Origin of the sequence: Streptomyces sp. NRRL WC-3549 (assembly GCF_000721935.1) — a bacterium.
In the GTDB taxonomy this organism is placed as follows: domain Bacteria; phylum Actinomycetota; class Actinomycetes; order Streptomycetales; family Streptomycetaceae; genus Streptomyces.
In genome coordinates this window covers 25,725-29,759 of sequence record NZ_KL585446.1, presented here as the reverse complement: position 1 = coordinate 29,759, position 4,035 = coordinate 25,725, and the positions used below count along the sequence as shown (strand labels likewise).

Genomic DNA, 4,035 nt, shown 5'->3' with positions numbered 1-4,035 from the left:
CGCCAGGGCACCTGCCTCGGCCGCCTCCTGGTGCGCGGGCGGCGCCGCCCGGTGGTGCGACCGCCCGTGTCCGCCGCGCGCACCGCGCGGCGGACACCGCGTCAGGCCGGCAGCCGGTTGGGGTGGGACGCCCGGCGCGCCGCGGTCAGCAGGGCGTGGATCCGTGAACCGGCGTGGCCGGCGGCGGTCACCGGCGCGGCGAACGGCAGCCGGACGTCCTCGTGTCCGCCGGGGTACTCCAGCCGCAGGGTGATGCCGTACCGGTCCAGCGCGACCGGGACGGCCCGGAGCAGGCCGCGGCGCGGCTGCGGCCGTACCAGGCGCAGCAGCAGCGGGACCAGTTCGCCGCGTCCGTCCAGGAGACGGGTCAGCATGCCGGCCTCGCACACGGCGAGCGGGTCGGGGGCGGCGGCCCGCAGGTCGTCGAGGGAGACGAACGTGCGGCCCGTGCCGTCCTCCAGGACCGCCTGGCCGAACTCCATGCACGTGCTCTCCGCCGACTCCGCGTCGCAGGGGGCGGCCGGCAGCCCCGTCAGGGTGACGCGGGCGCGCAGCCGGTCGCGGACCGGGGTGGGCGCGATGTCGGTGATTTCCAGCCTGACGGGGACGCGCGCGGCGGAGGCGGCGGGAGCGTCCCCGGACGGCTCGTGCAGGTGGATGTGTCCCATCACGCCGGTGCCGTCGAGGTGGTGCACCTCGGTGGACACCCCGTCGGTCAGCACGGTCATCGAGCGGGCGGCGGCCAGGACCGATCGCATCCGTTCGGCGGGGGTCGGCTGTGCGGTGCGGCTGCCGAGGGGGCGCATCCGGTTTCTCCAATGGGCGGGCCGAGGGCGACCGGACTCCGGCCACTTAGGTATGCCTAACCTAACCCACGTGACAGGAGTGCGGACAGTCCGGGGGCCGTACGCAAAGGCGTGCGAGGATTTCCGGCCAGACGCCAATCCGTCGGGCGGGCGGCTCCGAATGACAGCACGAAACCGTCGCGTGCCCGGGAGGAACGTCCGCGTGAGAGAAGCCGTACACATCAGTGGGATCCCCTCGCCGGGGCCTGATCTGCAGGAGTTGCTCGTCCGTGTCGCCCGCGGCGACCAGGACGCCTTCACGCGGGTGTACGACCAGGTCAGCGGCCCGGTGCTCGGTCTGGTCCGGAGCGTGCTCCGCGACCCGGCCCAGTCCGAGGAGGTGGCTCAGGAGGTCCTGGTCGAGGTCTGGCGCACCGCACCGCGCTTCCAGCCCTCCCGCGGCAGCGCGATGAACTGGGTGCTGACGCTGGCCCACCACCGTGCCGTGGACCGCGTCCGCTCGGCGCAGGCCGCGGCCGTACGGGAGCACAAGGCCGCCCTGCTCGACCGGACCCCGGCCTTCGACGAGGTCTCCGAGCAGGTCGAGACCCGGCTCGAACGGGAACAGGTCCGGCGCTGTCTGCGCACGCTCTCCGAGATCCAGCGCGAGTCGGTGACCCTGGCCTACTACCGCGGACTGACCTACCGGGAGGTCGGCGAACTGCTGTCCGTCCCCTTGGGAACCATCAAGACCCGCCTGCGCGACGGACTCATCCGGCTGCGCGACTGCCTGGGGGTGAACGCATGAGCACGGCCGAACTGCACACGCTGACCGGCGCCTACGCCCTGCACGCGCTGCCGGAGGGCGAACGCCTCTCCTTCGAGAGGCATCTGGCCGCCTGTGAGGCCTGCGCCCAGGAGGTACGGGAGCTGTCGGCCACCGCCGCCCGGCTCGGCCTCGCGGTCTCGGCCACCGCGCCGCCCGCGATGCGGGAGCGGGTGCTGCGGGAGATCACGACCGTACGGCAGGAGCCGCCGTCGCACGGCCGGATCTCCCGTGCCGGGACCGCCCAGGGCCGGGCCGGCCGCTGGACGGCGTACGCGCTCGCCGCCTGTGTCGCCGCCGCCGCTGCCCAGGACGCCCGCCAGGAGGCGCGGCAGGCCCGGGAGCACAACACGCAGCTGTCGCGGGTGCTGGCGGCTCCGGATGCCAGGACCGTGTCGGCGGTGCTGGAGGGCGGCGCGCGGGGCACCGTGGTGGTCTCGCGGAGCGAGGACCGCGCGGTGTTCGCGGCCTTCGGCCTCGCCCGCCCGCCGGGCGGCAAGGTGTACCAGCTGTGGTTCGACGACGGTGGGACCATGCGGTCGGCGGGACTGCTGAGGGCCTCGGACACCGACGGGGCCGTCCTCATGGAGGGGCCGGTCGACCACGCCTCGGGCATGGGCATCACGGTGGAGCCGGCGGGCGGGTCCGCGCGGCCGACCACGCGGCCCCTGGGCCTGATGGGGTTCCCGGCCGCCTGAGGGCCGGCCTGGTGCCGTTCGGCGTGACGACGAACCGCTCGGGCGCGTCCAGGCGCTGGAGCCGGTTCATGGCGTAGCTGACGGTGACCCGGTCGGCGTCGGCCGCGCAGGACGGCATCAGGTAGTTCCAGGAGGCCGCGGTCCCCCGGCTGCGCGGCAGCAGGGCGGTGTCGGTGTGCAGCGGGGTGGGGTTGCGGGAGCGGCGGAAGGCGCCGAGGGTGCCGCGTTCCTCGTCGGTGGGGTCGGCGAGCATCCGCAGCGCCTGGTCGGGGTGGGTGGCGAGGACGACTGCGTCGTACTTCTCGGTGTCGCCGCCCGCGGTGACGATCTCCGCGCCGCCGCCGTGCCGGCGTACGGCCCTGACGGGTGTGCCGGTGCGCACGGAGTGCACCTGCGCGGCGACCCGCTCGACGTAGGCGTGCGAGCCGCCGGTGACGGTGCGCCAGGTAGGTGAGCCGCCGATCGAGAGCATCCCGTGGTGGTCGAGGAACCGGAAGAGGGGGCGGGCGGGGTAGCGCATGGCGGTCACCGGGTCGCAGGACCGGACGGCGGAGACCATCGGTTTCAGGAAGTGGGCGGTGACGTACGGGGAGTACCGGCCGCGCGCCGCGAACCGTCCCAGCGTCAGGGGCGAGGCGTCGTCGGGGCGGCCGAGCAGGGCACGGGCCGCCCGGTGGAAGCGCGGCACCTCGGTGAGCATCCGCAGGTACGGTCCGCGCAGCGCGGACCGGGGGCGGGCGAACAGTCCGGCGGCGCCCCGGGCCCCGGCGTGCTCCAGGCCGCATCCCTCGCACCGGACGGACATGCTCATCTCGGACGCCTGGGTCTCGACGCCGAGTTCGCCGAAGAGCCGGAGCAGATACGGATAGGTGCGCCGGTTGTGCACGATGGAACCCGGGTCGACGCGGTGCGTGCCGCCGTCGGACGAGGTCAGTTCGTGGGTGTGCGCGTGGCCGCCGAGGCGGGTGCCGGCCTCGTACAGCGTCACGTCGTGGTCCCGCCCCAGGACGTACGCGGCGGTCAGTCCCGCCACTCCTGCCCCCACCACCGCCGTGCGCCGCCGCTGACTCGTCATTCGGGCCCCTCCCGGTGCTCCACGTGCGTCCGGGGCGCGTTCGAGGAGACCCCTCGCGGGTCATTCGCGTCAGGGGCCCCGGCGGATTGGCCGATGATCAGACTTCCCCCGATCGGGTGAACGACCAATCCGGTGACGGGGCCCGCGCCGAAGACCCGGTGTGAGCACAGACCGATACGTTCCGCAGGAGCAGGGGGCCGGGCCGTCCGCGCCGTCCGGGGAGGCCGCGCCGTCCGGGCCCGCCCGGTGGTCGCGCGCCGCGTTCGCCGCGCTCGGCGGTGCGGTCGCCGCCTTCGCCGCCCTGTGCGTGGCCGAGCTCGTCGCCGCGGCCGTGCGTCCCGAGGCCGGTCCGGTCACGGCGGTGGGCGGGGCGGTCATCGACCGCACGCCCCCGGCCGTCAAGGACTTCGCCGTACGGAACTTCGGCACGAACGACAAGCTGGTGCTGCAGCTCGGGATCCTCGTCCTGCTGGCGTTGTCCGCCGTGGCGGTGGGACTCCTGACGCTGCGGCACCGGGCCGGGGGCGCCGCGGCCGTCCTGGTCTTCGGCGCCGCCGGGGCGGCCGCGGCGGCGGGGCGGCCGGAGGGCCGCCTCCTCGACGCGCTGCCGTCGGCCGTGGGCGCCCTCGTGGCCGCCGGCCTGCTGTACAC

At 75.1% G+C, this 4,035-nt stretch carries 4 protein-coding genes and 1 pseudogene; 3 read left to right on the top strand and 2 right to left on the bottom strand.

The features are described from left to right. Window positions 1-101: 101 nt before the first annotated feature. Window positions 102-806, bottom strand: a complete 705-nt coding sequence (locus IH13_RS0134870) for a DUF2470 domain-containing protein (protein ID WP_031090976.1) — start codon at window positions 804-806, stop codon at window positions 102-104. 202 nt (window positions 807-1,008) lie between these two features. On the opposite strand from IH13_RS0134870, the gene IH13_RS0134865 reads away from it, so the two are divergent. Both IH13_RS0134865 and IH13_RS0134860 read left to right on the top strand, forming a co-directional pair. Next, window positions 1,009-1,593, top strand: coding sequence for a sigma-70 family RNA polymerase sigma factor (locus IH13_RS0134865; RefSeq protein WP_031090975.1), 585 nt, complete (start codon window positions 1,009-1,011; stop codon window positions 1,591-1,593). Then, complete coding sequence (locus IH13_RS0134860) at window positions 1,590-2,309, top strand: anti-sigma factor (protein ID WP_031090972.1); 720 nt, start codon at window positions 1,590-1,592, stop codon at window positions 2,307-2,309. The genes IH13_RS0134865 and IH13_RS0134860 overlap by 4 nt, the downstream gene beginning before the upstream one ends. On the opposite strand, the gene IH13_RS0134855 is transcribed toward IH13_RS0134860, so the two are convergent. Continuing rightward, entirely contained in the window at window positions 2,233-3,384 is a 1,152-nt protein-coding gene (locus IH13_RS0134855) for an NAD(P)/FAD-dependent oxidoreductase (RefSeq protein WP_234433493.1), read from the bottom strand. The two genes, IH13_RS0134860 and IH13_RS0134855, sit on opposite strands and share 77 nt — an antisense overlap. Before the next feature lie 160 nt (window positions 3,385-3,544). Between IH13_RS0134855 and IH13_RS0134850 the strand changes: the two are divergent. Then, window positions 3,545-4,035 (top strand): annotated as a pseudogene (locus tag IH13_RS0134850) (molybdopterin-binding oxidoreductase); the annotation flags it as partial.

Excerpts from the sequence above, each read along its gene's own strand:
- IH13_RS0134855 (WP_234433493.1), bottom strand. The coding sequence starts at position 3,384 with ATGACGAGTCAGCGGCGGCGCACGGCGGTGGTGGGGGCAGGAGTGGCG.
- IH13_RS0134860 (WP_031090972.1), top strand. The coding sequence starts at position 1,590 with ATGAGCACGGCCGAACTGCACACGCTGACCGGCGCCTACGCCCTGCAC.
- IH13_RS0134870 (WP_031090976.1), bottom strand. The coding sequence starts at position 806 with ATGCGCCCCCTCGGCAGCCGCACCGCACAGCCGACCCCCGCCGAACGG.